Source organism: Parvibaculum sp., assembly GCF_030651915.1.
Lineage (GTDB): Bacteria > Pseudomonadota > Alphaproteobacteria > Parvibaculales > Parvibaculaceae > Parvibaculum.
On the sequence record NZ_JAUSBV010000005.1, the window covers coordinates 994,675 to 1,008,964 of the forward strand.

General features: G+C 65.9%; 14 protein-coding genes and 1 tRNA gene. 4 read left to right on the forward strand and 11 right to left on the reverse strand.

The features are described 5' to 3' along the window. Position 1: 1 nt before the first annotated feature. The 6 genes from Q7V31_RS09140 to Q7V31_RS09165 form a co-directional block, all read right to left on the reverse strand. The gene (locus Q7V31_RS09140) at positions 2-847 is read right to left on the reverse strand and encodes a universal stress protein (protein ID WP_304733760.1); all 846 of its coding nucleotides are present in this window, start codon (positions 845-847) and stop codon (positions 2-4) included. Positions 848-857: 10 nt separating this feature from the next. Continuing rightward, positions 858-1,334 carry an arsenate reductase ArsC gene (locus tag Q7V31_RS09145; RefSeq protein ID WP_304733761.1) on the reverse strand — a complete coding sequence of 159 codons (477 nt, stop codon included), beginning with the start codon at positions 1,332-1,334 and terminating at the stop codon, positions 858-860. Next, on the reverse strand, positions 1,331-2,416 hold the full coding sequence (arsB, locus tag Q7V31_RS09150; RefSeq protein ID WP_304733762.1) for an ACR3 family arsenite efflux transporter: 1,086 nt from the start codon (positions 2,414-2,416) through the stop codon (positions 1,331-1,333). The genes Q7V31_RS09145 and arsB overlap by 4 nt, the downstream gene beginning before the upstream one ends. Positions 2,417-2,461: 45 nt before the next feature. After that, on the reverse strand, positions 2,462-2,809 hold the full coding sequence (locus Q7V31_RS09155; RefSeq protein ID WP_304733763.1) for a helix-turn-helix transcriptional regulator: 348 nt from the start codon (positions 2,807-2,809) through the stop codon (positions 2,462-2,464). A gap of 104 nt (positions 2,810-2,913) precedes the next feature. Then, positions 2,914-2,990 (reverse strand) — tRNA-Arg (locus Q7V31_RS09160). A gap of 102 nt (positions 2,991-3,092) precedes the next feature. Then, the gene (locus Q7V31_RS09165) at positions 3,093-4,124 is read right to left on the reverse strand and encodes a P1 family peptidase (protein WP_304733764.1); all 1,032 of its coding nucleotides are present in this window, start codon (positions 4,122-4,124) and stop codon (positions 3,093-3,095) included. 81 nt (positions 4,125-4,205) lie between these two features. Here Q7V31_RS09165 and ggt point away from each other — a divergent pair, with 81 nt between their 5' ends. Continuing rightward, entirely contained in the window at positions 4,206-5,933 is a 1,728-nt protein-coding gene (ggt, locus tag Q7V31_RS09170; RefSeq protein WP_304733765.1) for a gamma-glutamyltransferase, read from the forward strand. Between the two features lie 112 nt (positions 5,934-6,045). On the opposite strand, the gene glk is transcribed toward ggt, so the two are convergent. The 5 genes from glk to Q7V31_RS09195 are packed head-to-tail and all read right to left on the reverse strand — an operon-like array spanning position 6,046 to position 11,492. Beyond that, positions 6,046-7,038, reverse strand: a complete 993-nt coding sequence (glk, locus tag Q7V31_RS09175) for a glucokinase (protein ID WP_304733766.1) — start codon at positions 7,036-7,038, stop codon at positions 6,046-6,048. Continuing rightward, positions 7,035-8,516 (reverse strand): ATP-binding protein, encoded by a 1,482-nt coding sequence (locus Q7V31_RS09180; RefSeq protein ID WP_304733767.1) that lies wholly within the window; start codon positions 8,514-8,516, stop codon positions 7,035-7,037. The genes glk and Q7V31_RS09180 overlap by 4 nt, the downstream gene beginning before the upstream one ends. 31 nt (positions 8,517-8,547) lie before the next feature. Beyond that, positions 8,548-9,972: an NAD(P)/FAD-dependent oxidoreductase gene (locus tag Q7V31_RS09185; protein WP_304733768.1), complete on the reverse strand. Its 1,425-nt coding sequence runs from the start codon at positions 9,970-9,972 to the stop codon at positions 8,548-8,550. Positions 9,973-10,017: 45 nt separating this feature from the next. Further along, on the reverse strand, positions 10,018-10,752 hold the full coding sequence (locus tag Q7V31_RS09190; protein ID WP_304733769.1) for a TVP38/TMEM64 family protein: 735 nt from the start codon (positions 10,750-10,752) through the stop codon (positions 10,018-10,020). Further along, positions 10,749-11,492: a DUF547 domain-containing protein gene (locus Q7V31_RS09195; protein WP_304733770.1), complete on the reverse strand. Its 744-nt coding sequence runs from the start codon at positions 11,490-11,492 to the stop codon at positions 10,749-10,751. The genes Q7V31_RS09190 and Q7V31_RS09195 overlap by 4 nt, the downstream gene beginning before the upstream one ends. Before the next feature lie 337 nt (positions 11,493-11,829). On the opposite strand from Q7V31_RS09195, the gene rpmH reads away from it, so the two are divergent. The 3 genes from rpmH (at position 11,830) to yidC (ending at position 14,289) form a co-directional block, all read left to right on the forward strand. Beyond that, positions 11,830-11,964 (forward strand): 50S ribosomal protein L34, encoded by a 135-nt coding sequence (gene rpmH / locus Q7V31_RS09200; RefSeq protein WP_293508957.1) that lies wholly within the window; start codon positions 11,830-11,832, stop codon positions 11,962-11,964. A gap of 80 nt (positions 11,965-12,044) precedes the next feature. After that, positions 12,045-12,467 carry a ribonuclease P protein component gene (gene rnpA / locus Q7V31_RS09205; protein ID WP_304733771.1) on the forward strand — a complete coding sequence of 141 codons (423 nt, stop codon included), beginning with the start codon at positions 12,045-12,047 and terminating at the stop codon, positions 12,465-12,467. Beyond that, positions 12,460-14,289: a membrane protein insertase YidC gene (gene yidC / locus Q7V31_RS09210; protein ID WP_304733772.1), complete on the forward strand. Its 1,830-nt coding sequence runs from the start codon at positions 12,460-12,462 to the stop codon at positions 14,287-14,289. The genes rnpA and yidC overlap by 8 nt, the downstream gene beginning before the upstream one ends. The last annotated feature ends 1 nt before the right edge of the window (position 14,290 follow it).

Consider the following 14,290-nt stretch of genomic DNA (forward strand, 5'->3'; position numbering starts at 1 on the left):
TCTATTCCTTCTGCAGCGGCACCATCAGCACCGGACGCCGGGCGATTTCGCAGACATGGTCGGCTGTCGAGCCGATGATCTTGCTGTCGATCCAGTTGCGGCCATGCTTGCCGACCACAATCAGCGAATAGCCGTCTTCGCCGGCGCGCGAAATGATCGCATCGGGATCGCCGGTTTCGATGCGCGAGGCGGCGCGACCGCCGGTTGCCTCGATGCGCTGAAGAAGCGCCCGATGCTGCGTCGCGGCCGCCTCCCTTTCATCGGTATCCGCGTCCGGCGCCAGCACGGTCAGGCAGTCGACCTGCGCCGCGCGGGATGCCAACCAGACCGCCGCTTCCTCGGCACCGCGCGACTGCGGCGACAGATCGGTCGCCAGCAGGACACGCTGCAGCGCCCGGCTGCAGACCGCGGCGCATGTTTCGGCCTGCCCCGCCGCGGCCGGCTCGAGCCGTTCGATCAGGACCGGCAGCGCCGACTTGCGGATGATCTCCCGGGCGACGCTGCCGAGAAAAATCTCGCGCAGGAAATTGCGGCTGCGCGAACCGACAACCACCAGGTCGGCTTTCCGTGCCGCGGCGATGGCCAGCAATTCATCGGCCGGAACGCCGCTTGCCGTGACCGCGACGTCGACCGCCAGCCCGGCCGCGCGCAGCGGCGCGGCGCGTTCTTCGAGCCAGGCACGGTAATCGTCTTCATGGCCGAAGCCGGCGCCCTGCCCGTAACCGATCTCGATCACATGGGCGAGCGTCACGGCTTCGACACCCCATCGGGCGAGATCGGGCAGACAGGACAGGAGCGATGCTTCGGCCGGCGAGAGATCGACACCCACAAGGGCTTTGCTGAACATGCGTTTCTCCTCAATCGCGAACGGTGGGGACCGGCGTTTCGGGCAGATGGTCGGCAAGGCCGGCCGCGATGTCGGCGTCGCTGAGACGGCGCAGCATGTCAATCCGTGTGCGGATCTGATCGCGGGCGGCGCGGAAGCGGGCGCGCATTTCATCGGCCGGCAATGTCGTGTCCTTCGAGGCGGGATCGGCAATCGGCCAGTGCAGACGCCGCACCCGGCCCGGCAGGACCGGGCAGACTTCCTCGGCGCAGAGCGTGACGACCAGATCGATGGCGGCCGGGTCGATCTCGTCGACCGATTTCGAGCGCTGGCCGGAAATGTCGATGCCCAGTTCGGCCATGGCCTCGATCGCATAGGGGTTGACGGTGGCGGGCGCCGAGCCGGCGCTCAGCACCGTGACGCCGGCGCCCATCATGTCGCGGGCAAGCCCCTCGGCCATCTGGCTGCGGGCCGAATTGGCCACGCACATGAAGAGAATGGTGGTCATGATGCGCCTCCGCTCTGCACCGGGATGGGGGCGGCCGCGCCGTTTTCGCTGGCCGGGAAATGCCGCCGGGTGCGGTTGGCAAAGGCGACCAGCGACAGCATCACCGGGACCTCGACCAGCACGCCGACCACGGTGACCAGGGCGGCACCCGAATTGAGACCGAAGAGGCCGATCGCCACCGCGACCGCCAGTTCGAAGAAATTCGAAGTGCCGATCAGCGCGCAGGGCGCGGCCACGTTATGCGGCACGCGCCAGGCCCAGGCCGCCGCATAGGCAATCGCGAAAATGCCGTAGGACTGGATCAGCAGCGGCACCGCGATCAGCGCGATCAAGAGCGGGCGGTCGAGAATGACATGACCCTGAAAACCGAAAAGCAGCACCACGGTCGCCAGCAGGCCGAGGATCGAGAAGGGTTTGACCCTGGCGGTGAAGCGCGCGACATGGGCCTCGCCCGGCGCGCCGGGGCCGCCGCGCTTGACCAGCAGGGCGCGCGTCGCCGCTCCCGCCGCCAGCGGGATGACGACATAGAGCCCGACCGAGAGCAGCAGCGTTTCCCAGGGCACCTCGATGTCGGTGACGCCGAGCAGCAGCGCGACGAGGGGCGCGAAGGCGAAGATCATGATGATGTCGTTGAGCGAGACCTGGACCAGCGTGTAGTTGGCATCGCCGCGCGTCAGCTGCGACCAGATGAAGACCATGGCCGTGCAGGGCGCGGCGCCCAAGAGGATCAGGCCGGCAATATACTGTCCGGCATCGGCCGGATCGATCAGATCGGCGAAGACGAATTCGAAAAAGAGCACGCCGAGGGCGGCCATGGTGAAGGGCTTGATCAGCCAGTTGACGATGACCGTGATGACCAGGCCCTTGGGACGACGGTGCATCTGGCGCAGGCTGGCGAAATCGACCGCGACCATCATCGGATAGACCATCGCCCAGATCAGGATCGCCACCAGCAGATTGACCGAGGCATATTCCCAGGCCGCAACGGTCTGGAAGAGGCCGGGAAAGAGATTGCCGAGCGCGACACCGGCGACGATGCACAAGGCAACCCAGAGCGAGAGATAGCGATCAAAGAGCGACACGTCGGGGCCTTTCGGTTGCGGCGCGGGGGTTGGTGCGGGATATGTTCAGCATACGGATGGTTCCGGTTCGCCGGCCTCGAAGACCGCGTCGAGCAGCGCGGCCAGCGGCCGCAGGCTGGCGGGATTGAGCGAATAGCAGATGCGCGGGCGCTCGATTTCGCCGGTGATGATGCCGGCTGCCTTCAGGATGCGCAGATGTTCGGAGACGGTCGACTGGGCCAGCCCGACCTCATCGACAATGTCACAGCCGATGCAGGTGCGTTTTTCGAGCAGCAGGCGGACGATGTGGATGCGCGCCGGATGCGCCAGCGCCTTGGCGAGGGCGGCGATGTCGTCGCCGGTTGGCGCCGGCCGGGCGGGCGCGGGCACGGATCGGGCTGTGGCGGCGGCCATGACGGGCTTCCTTCGTCTATCGTCGATTGACGATGAATAGGCCGAGGCGGCGGTGGCGTCAAGACGGTCGGGACCCCGTGCGGGGGCCGGATGGCGGCGGGAAATGGTGCGCCCGGAACGATTCGAACGTCCGACCCTCAGATTCGTAGTCTGATGCTCTATCCAGCTGAGCTACGGGCGCGCTTGCGCTTCAGATGGGGCGGGCGGCACCGCCGCAATGCCCCGAAGGCGGCTTCCTCTTAAAGCTTCGGGGGCGCGAAGGCAAGGGTTTCGCGGGTTTGTCTCACAGGCCGTGGAGATCGCGGAAGGCGCGGGTTTGGCCCAGCGTTTCGGCCTCCCAGAGGGCACGGGCGACGGCGCGGGCGACGCAATCGGCGGCCATGGCGCCGAGACTGGCGACGGCCATGTGGCGGGGCGCGGGGCCGAGGGAGCGGCGCGCGGTGGCCAGCACGAAGATCGCATCGCCATCGACCGGGGCGTGGACCGGACGGACGGCGCGGGCCAGCCCGTCCTGGGCCATGATGGCGACACGGCGGCATTCGGCCGGCGTCAGGTCGGCATCGGTGGCGACGACGCCGATGGAGGTGTTGCCGCCGGGCTGGGGTGCCGACTTCGAGCCCGTCAGCGGGTCGAGGGCGGCGACGCCCTTGCCGTCCGGCCAGCCGAGACCGCCGAATTCGCCGTCCATTTCGTAAGGCGCGGCCCAGAAGCGCGGCGCGCCCGGCACCACCGCCGAACCGAAGGGATTGGCTGCGACCAGCGCACCGACGGTGAAGCCGTTGGCAGCAACGGCCGAGGCCGAGCCGAGGCCGCCTTTATATTGCCCGGCAATGGCGCCAAGGCCGGCGCCGGCATTGCCGAGACGGAAGCTGCCCGATGCCGCTTCGCAAGCCGCACGGCCGAGCGCGCCATAAGGCGGGGTCTCGCCCCAGGCCTTGTCGCCGCCATTGGCCAGATCGAAAAGGATCGCAGCCGGGACGATGGGCGAGACCAGCGGGCTCGAACCGACGCGGTAGCCCTTGCCGCGCGCACCGAGCCAGGCGGCAGCGCCGGACGCCGCCTCAAGCCCCCAGGAGGAACCGCCCGACAGCACCACTGCATCGACGGCGTCGACCAGACAAGCGGCGTCGAGCAGGTCGGTCTCGCGGGTGCCGGGGCCGCCGCCGCGCATGTCGCCGCCGGCGACCGCGCGCGGCTCGGGCAGGACGACGGTGACGCCGGTGCGGGCGCCCGCGTCTTCGGCATTGCCGACCGATATGCCCTCGACATCGGTGATCAGGTTCAACGGGCCTTTGCGGATCGCGCCGAAGTGCATATGTGTGACCTTCCGGTTTGTGGTCTGCTCAATTCATATATCCTATTTGCGGCCCGGAACACCGCAGGAGGAAACGCAAGCATGAAACTCACCCGCATCGCGCCGGCCCTGTCGGCGGGCGCTGCGCTGTTGCTTCTCGTTGCCGTGCTCGTGATTGCGCTCTGGCCGCGCGCGCAGCCCTACATGGTGGCCAGCGCCAATCCTTATGCCAGCGATGCGGGAGCCGCGATCCTGAAGGCGGGCGGCAGCGCCGTCGATGCGGCGATCGCCGTGCAGGCGGTGCTGTCGCTGGTCGAACCGGAATCCTCTGGCCTCGCCGGCGGCGCGTTCCTGCTGCATTACGACAAGCGGTCGGGGGCGCTCGATGCCTGGGACGGGCGCGAGACGGCACCGATGGGCGTGACGCCCGATCTCTTTCTCGGCGCCGACGGCATGCCGATGGATTTTCTTTCGGCCATGGTCAGCGGGCGTTCGGTCGGGACGCCCGGCGTCGTCATGATGATGTGGGAGGCGCATCGTGAACACGGGCTCCTCGACTGGGCCGACCTCTTCACGCCGGCGATCCGGCTTGCCGAAGAGGGCTTCGCGGTGGCGCCGAAACTGGCGCAGGCGATTGCGCGTGACCCGGTGCTGATGCAAATGCCGGTGGCGCAGGATTATTTTTACCGGCTCGGCGATGACGGCACCCGGCGGCCGCTCCAGGAAGGCGAGGTTCTCAAGAATCCCGCCTATGCGGCAACGCTGCGGCTGATCGCCGAAAAGGGTGCGGCCGGTTTCTATCAAGGACCGGTCGCCGAGGCGATTGTCGATGCGGTGCAAAACGCACCGATGCGGCCGGGCATGCTGGCGCTTGAAGACTTCGCCGCCTACAAGGCGGTCAAGCGCGAGGCGGTTTGCGCGCCCTATCGGCGCCTGCGTGTCTGCTCGATGCCGCCGCCGACTTCGGGCGGGCTGACGCTTTTGCAGATTCTCGGCATTCTCGAAAATTACGACCTGGCCGGCATGGGACCGATGACGGTGACCGCGGTGCATTTCATCGCCGAGGCCGAGAAACTCGCCTATGCCGATCGCGATTTCTATATCGGCGATCCGGATTTCGTCGACGTGCCGGCCAAGGGCATGCTCGACCGCGATTACCTGAAAGCGCGCGCCGCGGAGATCGATGCCAGCCGGACAATGGGCAAGGCCCGGCCCGGCGTGCCGCCGGCACAAGGCGGCACGGAATGGCGCGCCGGGCTTTCGCCGGAACGGGCCTCGACGACGCATTTCAGTATTGTCGACGGGCGCGGCAATGTCGTTTCGATGACATCGTCGGTCGAAGGGCCGTTCGGCGCGCATCTGATGGCCGGCGGCATGATCCTCAACAATCAGCTGACGGATTTTTCCTTTGCGCCGGAGGAAGACGGCCGCGCGGTCGCCAATGCGGTGGCGCCCGGCAAGCGACCGCGCTCGTCGATGACGCCGGTGATCGCGTTCGACGAAGACGGCGATTTCCTTTTCGCCATCGGCTCGCCGGGCGGGCCGCGCATTATCGGCTATGTGGCGCAGGCCCTGATCGCGCTAATCGACTGGGAGATGGGGATGGAAGAAGCGGTGGCGCTGCCGCATTTTCTCGACCGCAACGGGGCGCTTGAAATCGAACAGGGGACGGCGCTTGAAGAGATGATCCCGGTGCTCGGCCAGCTCGGCCACAGCATCGATGTGCGGGTGCTGATGAGCGGCCTGCACGGGATCGCGATGACGGCGCAGGGGCTTGAGGGCGGCGCCGATCCGCGCCGCGACGGCAGCGTGGCCGGCGGCACGCGCTAGAGACGTTCATCGTTTCACGGAAACGATGAACGTCTCCAGGTCTTTGTTTTGTCGCGTTTCCGGACGGTGAACCGCCCCCTTTGGTTCAAAGGAGGCACTTCACCTGGAAACGCTAGAGCGCGGCGCGGGCCGCGCGGGCAAGGCCGAGCAGCGCCGCGTCGGGACGGGTGACGACGAAAGCGGGGATCGCTTTCATCCAGTCTTCGAGGCGGCCCTTGGCCTCGAAACGGGCGCGGAAAAGATCTTCGTCGAAAAGGCCCGGCATGGCGGCAATCCAGCCGGGCACGATGCCGCCGGCGATATAGACGCCGCCACGCGCGCCGAAGGTCAGCGCCATATCGCCGGCAACCGCGCCGAGCCAGCCGCAAAACAGCGCCACCGTTTCGCGCGCAAGGGCGCAGGTGTCGGCGTGGGCGCGGGCGGCGATTTCCTCGGGCGTCAGCGGATCGGCTGGCGCGCCATAAAGTGCTGCCAGCGTCGCATGGAGCGTGACAAGACCGGGACCGGAGAGAACACGTTCGGCCGAGACATGACCGAAGCGCGCCTGAAGATGCGCCAGAACCGCCGCCTCATGTGCATTGGCCGGCGCCAGATCGACATGGCCGCCCTCGCCCGCCACGGCGATCGCCTGCGGGCCGTCGAAGACAAGCGCCGAGACGCCAAGGCCGGTGCCGGCGCCGACAATGGCAATGGGGACGTCGGATAATGGTTCGCGCGCGCGGCCGATGGGATGACGGTCGGCCGATGCAAGGGCCGGAACCGCGAGCGCCAATGCCGCGAAGTCGTTCATCAGACATGGGCGCGCGACAGCGGTGGCGCGGGCCAGCGCTTCGACGCTGACCTCCCAGGGACAATTGGTGAGGCGGATATGCGCCGTCGCCCCGGCCCCCGAAACGGGACCGGCGGCGCAAAGGGCGGCCGCGCCAAGCGCGGGATGGCCTTCGGTCTCGAGAAAGGCTTCAAGCGCATCGTCGAGCCGCGCATAGGCGGTGGTGTGGAGCACGGTCACCGGGCCGAGCGTCAACTCGCCGCCGCGCGCGAGCGCCAACGCGAAGCGTGCATTGGTGCCGCCGATATCTGCCACGAGAAGCTTCTCGCTCTTCATGCCGACGCGATCCCTGTCGCGTCGCAGGCCGACAGCGCGCCGCTAGTGTCGGGGATGCAGATGCGGAAATGCGTGCCCGACGCCGCGCTTTCGACAAGTTCGATATGACCGCCATGCGCGCGGACCAGCTCCTCGACAATGGCCAGACCGAGACCGCTGCCGCCGGCGCGCACGCCACCCGAAAAGGGTTCGAACAGATGCGCGCGGGCCTTTTCGGGCAGGCCGGGGCCGGTGTCGACGATATCGACATGCACCCGGTCCGCTTCGCGGCGGGCGGAGATGCGGATGTCGCCGCCTGTCGCGTTTTCGGCCAACACCTGCGCCGCATTGCGGGTCAGGTTCAGCAGGATGCGAAAGAGATGATCGGGATCGGCTTCGATCTCGAGAGCGGGCGGGACATCGTTCACCCAGCGGATATGGGCCTGCGGCGCCCAGGCCGCTTCCGCGACCTCGTCGGCGAAAGCGGCCAGCGCGATGCGCGTGCGGCGGGGCGGCGCTTCCTCGGCGCGTCCGAATTTCAATGTGTTGGCACAGAGATCGATCGCCCGGTCGATTGCGGCAAAGAGGCGCGGCGCCAGATGCTGCACCATCGGATCGTCGATGGCGCCGATGCGGTCGGACATCAACTGGGCGCTGGCGAGGATGTTGCGCAGGTCGTGGCTGATCTTGCTGACGGCCGTGCCGAGCGAGGCGAGATGCGCCTTCTGGCTCAAGGTGGCGCGAATTTCCTTCTGCATCAGCGATAGTTCGCGTTCGGCGATGCCGATTTCGTCGGCACGGCCCGAAGGCGCGATGACGCGGCGGGCGTCTTCCGGGTCGTTGCGGAAGGCAACCATGTTTTCGGTGATGCGGCGCATCGGCCGCACAAGCACGAAATGAAGTGCTGTGAAGACGAGACCGGCGGTGATGATCGAGATCACCAGCGAGAGGAGAAAGATGTTCTTGCCGTAGCGCAGCATCGCGTGGCGCAGCGGCGTTTCGTCGAAGACGATTTCGATCGACTCGCCGGCCGCAAAACGCGGATTGCCGGTGACGAGCACGACGCGGCCGTCGCCGGCAAGAAGCGTTTCGAAGGCATCCATGACCAGAAACATCGCCATGGCGTCGCGCAGGTCGAAGCTCGTGTCGACCGTCGGTGGCATGTCCTCGCTCAGAACCAGGCGGCGCGCCTCGTCGCGATGCAGCGCGACCGCATAGACCTGGGCGTTTTTCAGCAGTTCCTCGCGCAAGGCCGGCGAGACCATGTTGTCGGGCCGGGCCTCCAGCGCCAGCGAGGCGATTTGCGCGGCGGCCAAACGCTGCTCGAGCCAGGTAAGGCGAAAATTGGCAATCGAGGGCACGAAGATCAGCACTTCGGCCAGCATCACGAAGAGAACCGTCAGCACCAGCAGGCGGCGCGACAGGCTTTCGCGCAGCGGACGGGCAAGACGCGCGAGCCTGCCTTCCGCAATGCCGCCATTGTCCGCCGTCGCTCTCATGGTCTCCGTCCCTGGCGTTCCGGGCACCAGCTTAGCCGAACAGGCCGAGAAAGCGCACCAGCATTCGCGTTTTGGGGCTGAAAAGCGTCGGTGTGTAGTAGGAGCCGGCCACACGCTTGCCGACTTCGGAGAAGGTCGGATAGGGCGCAACGACGCCGGCCATGGCGCTGAGCTTCAGGGCGTGGGTCTTCGCCAGCACCCAGGGCAGGATCAACTCGCCTGCATGGGCGCCGGCGATGGTGGCGCCGAGCACGCGGGCATGACTGTCGGTGATGACCTTGATGACGCCGTCGGTTTCGTGTTCGGCCTGGGCGCGGTCGTTCTCGGCGAAGTGCCAGCGCAGCACGTTGATCTTCATGTGACGTTCGCGGGCTTCCGTCTCGGTTTCGCCGACATGGGCGAGTTCGGGATCGGTGTAGGTCACCCAGGGAATCGAGGTGTGATCGGCCTTGGCCGGCACGCGGAAGAGCGCGTTGCGGATGACGATGCCGGCGTGATAGCCGGCGACATGGGTGAACTGAAGGCCGCCCGCCACGTCGCCGATGCCGAAGACGTGCTTGTTGGTCGTGCGCAGGCGTTCATCGACGACGAGACCTTTCGGCGAATATTCGATGCCGGCCTTTTCGAGTTCGAGGCCCTCGACATTGGCGCGGCGCCCGGTCGCGATGAGGAGATGCGAGCCTTCGATCTCGCGCGTCTTGCCGCCGACTTCAACCGTTACCACGACGCGGCCCGTCTCGCCGGCGACGCTTGCGACTTTCGCGTCTTCGACGATCTCGACACCTTCGCGGCGCAGGCGGTCGACGACGATGGCCGAGAGTTCCGGGTCGTCGCGACCGAAAACGCGCAAGCCTTCGAGGACCGTCACCTTGGCGCCGAGACGACGATGCGCCTGTGCCATTTCCATGCCGATCGGGCCGCCACCGACAACGATCAGATGGGCCGGGCATTCGGTATTTTCGAAGATGTTCTCGTTGGTGAAGAACGGCAGTTTGTCGAGACCGGGGATCGGCGGCACAGCGGCACGCGAGCCGGTGGCGATCACGAAACGGCGGGCGCTGATTTCATTGTCGCCGGCGATTACGGTCGAGGCGTCCTTGAAGCGGCCATGCTCCTTGATGACGGTGACGCCGAGCGCCTCGAAGCGGGCGACGGAATCGTTGGGGGCAATGGCCGCGATAACGCCGTGGACATGGGCATGGACCTTGGCAAAATCGACCTTGGGTCTTGCCGGCGCGATACCGAAAGGCGCGCCCGCGCTCATGCGGTAAGCCTGTTTGGCTGCGGCGAGCAGCGCTTTCGAGGGAACACAGCCGGTGTTGAGGCAATCACCGCCCATCGCGTCGCGCTCGATCAGCACCGTCCTGGCGCCCATCTGCGCGGCACCTGCCGCCACCGACAGTCCGCCCGAGCCTGCGCCGATGATGCAGATGTCGGCCTTGATCCGCTTCGCCATGATTTCCTCAGCGTGTTGGGACAGTGTGTCGGGAAGACGTGGCGCTCAATCCTGCGCCGCGCCGGTCATGCGTTTGTAGATGACGGGTACCAGAGCCAGAACCGCCAGCGCCAGCACAGGACCGATGATCTGCGGCTCGAAGAACAGGCCGAGATCGGGATCGCGGCCGGCGTCGAAGACCGCGCCAAGGCCGTTGCCGAGGCTGGCATAGACGAAGGTGCCGGGAATGATGCCGATGAAGGTGGCGACGACATAGGTGCGCAGGGGAACGCCGAGAAAGGCCGGCGCCAGATTGACCAGGAAGAAGGGGAAGAGCGGCACCAGCCGCAGCACCAGCATGTAGTTGAAGGCGTTCTTGCCGAAGCCTTGCTCCAGCTTGCGCAGGCCCGGCCCCGCCTTTGCGCGCAACAGGTCGCCCAGCGCGGTTTTTGCCGCCAGGAAAATTGCCGTCGCACCGACCGTCGCGCCGACAACCGTCAGCGTCCCGCCGAGCCATGTGCCGAAGAGAAAGCCGCCGGTCAGGGTGGCGACCAGCGCGGCCGGCAGCGAGAAGGCGACGATGGCGATGTAGGCCAGGACATAGATGAGCGCCGCAAGCAGCAGATTGTCGGCGACCCAGTGGGTCAGCGCCTGCCGGTTGTCGCGCAGCGTGTCGAGGGTCGCATAGCGGTCAAGGCCGAGGGCGAAAAAGGCGACGAGGCCGGCCGCCAGCACCACGAGCGGCAGGAGACGGCCAACGGAAAAATTGCGCGCCGGCAATTGCGGGGGTGTTTCGGTCATTCCACTTTCTCCAGACGCGCCGCGTCGTTGAGCGACCAGTCGTAATCATATGACGACACGCGCGAGACCCCGGCCAGCGCAGCGGCAAGCTTCGGCCCGGCATATTTGCGCAATTCGGCGAGAACGCCGGCCTCGGTGCCGCCAAAATCCTTCTTGTACCAGCTAAAAATGCTCGAGGCGGTGAGGCGGCCATCGCGGAAGGCGGCACCGCGCGGGCTGTTGATGTAGCGGCGCGCGGCCTCATCGAGCATGGCATCGAGGGTCGCCCCCTCATATGGCTCGGTGGCCAGATCCGGGCAGCTCCAGGAGGCACAATTGACCGCATAGTGAACGCGGGCATCGCCGAAATCGGGGCGCAGGATGCCGTGTTCGATGTCGTCGAGCGACAGATCGCGGCCCGCAACGCGAACGAGCTTCTTGCCCCAAGGCCCGCGGGCAAAGAGGCCCGGCGAAATCGAAATGTCACGGATCGAGGCCACGGGGTAGTGGTCGATCACAACCTGAACGGTCACTGCATTGTAGAGATTGACCCAAAAGGCGAATTGCTCGTCGCGGGACAAGGCGGCCGGGTCTATCGCTTCAAGGCTCTCGATATAGGCGGCAAGCGCCGCACGATCCGGCTCGCTTGCCTTGAGGCCCGCATAGTCGACGAAATGCGGCGCCGCCCCACCGTCGTCCGGCGGCGGCAGAACCAGCCAGCTCTGCAGCAACGCGCCCCAGGGCCGGTGATCGGGCGTCATGGGCGGCTCCGCGCCGGCCGGGGCGACCAAAACGCCAAAAAAGAACAAAAATAGAACAATATAACGGGCTCTCCCGGACATGGTGCTGCTCCCTGATGGCGAAGCGGCCGGACCATACGCCGAATGCGGCGGCCCGAAACGGGGTATCACTCATTTGTGAGACAAAGTCAGGCAGAGTGAAACAAGACAGGCATGGCGTTGACTTGCGCGACCCATATCGCTTATACACCCGCCTGACAGCCGTGAGGCGGCAACGCCTGCGGCTCTTGTTTTTTATTGGCATTCGAGAGGCCGGCTCCCCTGAGCTGCCCGGTGCCGGACCTGCCGGAGAAGAGACGTGAAACGGACCTATCAACCGAGCGAACTCGTCCGCAAGCGCCGCCACGGCTTCCGCGCGCGCACGGCCACCAAAGGTGGCCGCAAGGTGCTCGCCGCCCGCCGGGCCAAGGGCCGCAAGCGGCTTTCGGCCTGACCCCACTCCGCAACGCCGGCGCCTGCCCGCCGACGGCTTACCGGGTACGCGGTTGTCCGGGTCCGAATGCGAGCAGCCCGATGGACCGCCAGATCGACAAAATTCGCAAACGCCGAGATTTCCTTGCCGCCGCTCGCGGGCGCAAGCGGGCCGAACGCGGCCTCGTGCTGCAAGCGCTCGACCGACAGGACGGTGCTGCACCCCGCGCCGGATTTACCGTCACCCGCAAAGTGGGCAACGCCGTCATCCGCAATCGCGCCAAGCGCCGGTTGCGCGCGGCGGCGGCTGAAATTCTTCCGCTTGCCGCAAAACCCGGCTACGACTACGTGCTGATCGGCCGCCACGACACGCCGACGCGCCGATGGGCCGAACTTCTCGCCGATCTACGCGCCGCGCTTGACGAGGTTCACGGCAGCCACACCACCAGGCCACGCGACCGCGCTTCCGCCTCACGCTCCGAAGCTTCGCCTTCCGACATCGGGAAAGACCTGCCACATGGGTGACAACCGCAACTTCATCATCGCCATTTTCCTGTCGGTTCTCGTTTTTATCGGGTGGCAGTATCTGGTCATCAATCCACAAATGGAAGCCGAGCGCGCGCGGCAGGAAGCGATCGAGGCGGCGGCCGGGGCCGAGACGGGCGCAGCTGACGCGCCGGGCGGCGATGTGCGATTGCCGTCGGTCGAAGCGCCGGCGCAGCCCGGCATCGGCGGCGTCATTGCGGCCGAAACATTGCCGCGCGATTCCGCACTGGCCCAGGCGCCGCGGCTGGCCATTCGTTCGGCCGAGCTCGACGGCTCGATTTCGCTGAGAGGTGCGCGCTTCGACGACCTCCGGCTGCGGCAGTATCGCGCGACGACCGATCCCGAGAGCGCCGAGATCGCGCTGTTCTCGCCGGCCAAGACGCCGGCTCCCTATTTTTCGGAATTCGGGTTCATCGGGGTTCCGGGCGCGAATGTGAACCTTCCCGACGCGGCGAGCGTGTGGCGCGTGGCGGAGGGCGAGACACTGACGCCCGAGACGCCGGTGACGCTTGCCTGGGATAATGGCGCGGGCCTCACCTTCCTGCGCCGTATCACGCTCGATGAGCATTATCTTTTCACGATTTCCGACCGGATCGAGAACCGCACCGGGCAGGCCGTGACGCTCTTTCCCTACGGCCTGATCTCGCGCACCGGCAAACCTTCCGGCAGTTCGTTCTTCATTCTGCATGAAGGCCTGATCGGCATGTTTCCCGAGGATGGTCTACGCGAGGTCGACTATTCGGACCTCGAGGGGGAACCCGCACAGACATTCGACGCCTCGCGCGGCTGGCTCGGCATGACCGACAAGTACTGGGCGACCGTGCTCGCGCCTGAAAACGATCGCCCCTTTACCGCGCGCTTCAGCGAAGACCCCGATCCGCGCCGCGAAATCTACCAGACCGATTTTCGCTACGAAGCCATCACGCTGACCGATGGCGAAAACTCGACGGTGGAAAGCCGGCTTTTTGCCGGCGCCAAGGTGACGTCCGTGGTCGATAGCTACGATGCCGCCGGCATCTACAAGTTCGAATTGCTTATCGACTGGGGCTGGTTCCACTTCCTGACCAAACCGCTGTTTCATGCTCTGCATTTCATCGCGGGTTATATCGGTAATTTCGGCATCGCCATTCTCATCATCACGGTACTGATCAAGCTCGTCTTCTACCCGCTTGCCAACAAGTCCTATGTGGCGATGAGCAAGATGAAGAAGCTGCAGCCCGAAATGGAGAAGCTGCGCGAACGCCACAAGGACGACAAGCTGAAGCAGCAGCAGGAGATCATGGAGCTCTACAAGAAGGAGAAGGTCAATCCGCTGGCCGGCTGCCTTCCCGTTCTGATCCAGATTCCGGTGTTCTTTGCGCTCTACAAAGTGCTTTTTGTCACCATCGAAATGCGACATGCACCGTTTTTCGGCTGGATCACCGATCTGTCGGCGCCCGATCCGACATCGCTCTTCAATCTTTTCGGGCTGATCCCCTGGGACCCGCCATCGCTTCTCATCATCGGCATCTGGCCGCTGATCATGGGCTTTACCATGTTCGTGCAGATGCGCATGAACCCGCTGCCGGCCGATCCGATCCAGGCGCAGATTTTTACCTGGATGCCGGTGATCTTCACCTTCATGCTGGCAAGCTTCCCGGCCGGCCTCGTGATCTATTGGGCGTGGAACAACACGCTGTCGGTGCTCCAGCAAGGCGTCATCATGAAGCGCCAGGGCGTCAAGATCGAAGTCTTCAGCAATATGGGCTTCGACAAGGTTGCGGCGCTCTTCACCGGGGGCGGCGACAAGCCGAAAGGCTGAA

Bases quoted from the DNA above. Each gene is read 5' to 3' on its own strand.
- Q7V31_RS09140 (WP_304733760.1), bottom strand. From the start codon at position 847: ATGTTCAGCAAAGCCCTTGTGGGTGTCGATCTCTCGCCGGCCGAAGCA.
- Q7V31_RS09145 (WP_304733761.1), bottom strand. From the start codon at position 1,334: ATGACCACCATTCTCTTCATGTGCGTGGCCAATTCGGCCCGCAGCCAG.
- Q7V31_RS09155 (WP_304733763.1), bottom strand. From the start codon at position 2,809: ATGGCCGCCGCCACAGCCCGATCCGTGCCCGCGCCCGCCCGGCCGGCG.
- Q7V31_RS09165 (WP_304733764.1), bottom strand. From the start codon at position 4,124: ATGCACTTCGGCGCGATCCGCAAAGGCCCGTTGAACCTGATCACCGAT.
- ggt (WP_304733765.1), top strand. From the start codon at position 4,206: ATGAAACTCACCCGCATCGCGCCGGCCCTGTCGGCGGGCGCTGCGCTG.
- glk (WP_304733766.1), bottom strand. From the start codon at position 7,038: ATGAAGAGCGAGAAGCTTCTCGTGGCAGATATCGGCGGCACCAATGCA.
- Q7V31_RS09180 (WP_304733767.1), bottom strand. From the start codon at position 8,516: ATGAGAGCGACGGCGGACAATGGCGGCATTGCGGAAGGCAGGCTCGCG.
- Q7V31_RS09185 (WP_304733768.1), bottom strand. From the start codon at position 9,972: ATGGCGAAGCGGATCAAGGCCGACATCTGCATCATCGGCGCAGGCTCG.
- Q7V31_RS09190 (WP_304733769.1), bottom strand. From the start codon at position 10,752: ATGACCGAAACACCCCCGCAATTGCCGGCGCGCAATTTTTCCGTTGGC.
- Q7V31_RS09195 (WP_304733770.1), bottom strand. From the start codon at position 11,492: ATGACGCCCGATCACCGGCCCTGGGGCGCGTTGCTGCAGAGCTGGCTG.
- rnpA (WP_304733771.1), top strand. From the start codon at position 12,045: ATGGACCGCCAGATCGACAAAATTCGCAAACGCCGAGATTTCCTTGCC.
- yidC (WP_304733772.1), top strand. From the start codon at position 12,460: ATGGGTGACAACCGCAACTTCATCATCGCCATTTTCCTGTCGGTTCTC.